At 33.6% G+C, this 2,670-nt stretch carries 1 protein-coding gene; it reads left to right on the top strand.

The features are described from left to right. Positions 1-432, top strand: a 432-nt coding sequence (locus tag IV81_RS09120; protein WP_338045636.1) for an ArpU family phage packaging/lysis transcriptional regulator, incomplete at its 5' end; no start/stop codon positions are given. Between the last annotated feature and the right edge of the window lie 2,238 nt (positions 433-2,670).

Genomic DNA, 2,670 nt, shown 5'->3' with positions numbered 1-2,670 from the left:
TATACTACGGGAGTTGAGGGCGTGTTAGTACATGAATTAGATGACAAGGTAACCATTAAGAAAGTTAGAACATTTTTTGAAAAAGACTTCCCTAAATTATTGAATATGGCTCATATTTCGTATTTAGATGTTAAATCACCAACGTTAAGTAATGTACCTAAAGCATCCACTAATGAAAATAACATGGATAATAAAATGAATTGGCATAATTATGCGATTGATATTTTAAATAAAGTTGTTAAAGCTTTTGATGGAGTGAGTGAGAAAAAGCGAAGGTTCATTGAAGCACGCTACTTTAATCATTTAACGTGGTATGAAATCACCGACTTAACTGGTTATAGTAGGACTCAAGGCTCAAAAATATTAAATGACGCTTTGATTGAATTTGCGTGGGCATTTGCTGATACGGAAGATTTGAGGGTGTTTAAATGAACCAGTAACAAACGATAGCCCCGCCCTATGAATGTGTGTGAAAGAGCGCAACGCAATAGTGCTCTCTCAAAATTTGCCAATTTTGAAATTTTTAGGGTAGGGGGGGTGTAATGAATAAGGCTTAATTTATAGCAGTTTGATTAAGTGGAGGGGTTTAAAGGTACGCATGTTTTAGAATAATATTTGTATAATTTGCTAAGGTTATATTTTTGATAGAGTATAGTAAACCTTAAATAAAAGACTGGGTGACATTGTAGTATACCCCCCTATCCGAATAAAATTTAATATAAACGGGAAAAGAACGGCGTTACTCGCTTTTGTATAACAAATTCGTTTTTGAAATATTTTAAGTAAACTATGTAGATTTGAACATATGAGTAGATCGGCTCAATTTTGAGTGGATCTTTTTTATATGTCATGGACAATCAGACGGATTGGCGGATGGGGAATCAAAAGACTCATGGAATATCAAAAAGAGGATATAGGAGGAACTAGGTTTACAGAAGTTGCGACTAAAAATGAATTAGTGTAAACCGTTGAAACAGTTGTTATATCAACCGTTATGAAGGCTTAGTTTACACTACTACTACTTTACTAGAGAATCTTTAGTAGTAGTAGGTATATAGCACAGAGAACAAAAAGTTTAAAACAAGTGTAAACCTGTAAACCTTAGCCTAAATCCTTATGGGAGTAAGGATTATAACGATTTTACTAGTGTAAACCAACTGTAAACTTTTAACAATTATGACACCAGAACATAAAATTCAGAACGATATTCGAGCAGCAGTGTCCAAAGCGGATATATAAATGTTAGGTGAAATAGAGTTAGTGAATATATTAATTCTGCCAAAAATGGCAGAAAGGTTAAATCGGGCGATTCCATAACTGAACCGCAAATGTACCGTTTAGCAATTAAGGAAAGTAATATAAAACAGTGGAATGTTTTGAGTGACGGGCATATATCATTTATTTTTTAGGTCGTTTAGAACGACTTAGAAGCGAATATAAATAGTGGCCTGAAAACCTGTCCTTTATATATCAAGAACATGTTTACAAAACTACACAAAATTGGACAATTTAAGACTTTTAATTTATAGCTTAATTACTTATGTATCAACGTTTGTAGCCAATAACGGCGCTACTGGTTGTAAACCCTTGTCCACCTACATAAAAACCTAATAAAACCTAATATAAAAAAGCCTTTGATATCCTTCTGAGGGATAACGAATTCATACGAGATTAATTAATTTAATAATAAACCGTAAAAAATCGAAAGATTAGGCACTTTTTTAAAGTATAAGAGATAAGACTTAAACACTGGTACATAGGTAGTGACAAGGTATAGAGGCGGTGTGAAGAGACTTAATTAATTTCAATGTTAAAAAGGGAAGAACGAATCGTTACCCCCGGGGTACAAAATGTATCTGAATATTTTGAAAATGAGAACCGGTGGGAGTGGTCGACTAAGCAAAAAGTTGGCTATCGTTTTGAACGATAGGGGGGTAATACTGATAAACGTTGCTGTATAAGTAAACAAGCATTAAATAATACTATCCTAAACCGTCCCAAATGATACCCCAAACAAGCCTTAAATTAATTTAAACAACATAATAATCGCTTCTAGGTCATTCAGAACGACTTAGAAATTTTAGAAGAGTATTACAAAAGCGTTATTAATGTGGAATGCTTTATAATTACAAAAAATCAGAGTTTTAGGCTCCTTTTTTAAGTGAAATAATGATGATGTGATCGTTGATATGTAGGTGGTTATAAAGATTGTAAATAGTGTGAAGAACTCCAATTATTCAATTGAATATTGTGCCAAAAGTTACCAAATAATTAAGGCGATTTATTCTAAGCGTATATCAAGCTCAATGGACATATCAAAAGGGATGCGAGTGTAATTATCCAAGAAGCAACTTGGCATCCCCGAATCAGGCTTATTTTAGGGCAAATACGACATCTAAAACAGGAATTACATAGTAAAACTACAATTTGGCTCCCCCTTGACCAAAATAAAAGACCAACCATCTAACTAAAGATAATTGGTCTACGTGCGTCTCCACAAGCTTCGTTTGATATTCATTGCTTAAATCACTCCAGTTTTTGGCTTCCCTTTTGGCTTCCCCTTGATGATATTATATGAGTTTTCTTGATGTTTGATATTTTTCTGAATGTACAAAAAAATCAGTATTTACGGCGTTCGCAGCGTAATTACTGATTAGTGTGTCGTGTTTT

Origin of the sequence: Pediococcus stilesii (assembly GCF_001437075.1) — a bacterium.
Taxonomy (GTDB): domain Bacteria; phylum Bacillota; class Bacilli; order Lactobacillales; family Lactobacillaceae; genus Pediococcus; species Pediococcus stilesii.
The sequence above is the reverse complement of the archived record's forward strand: the minus strand, read 5'-3'. Positions and strand labels throughout refer to the sequence as shown.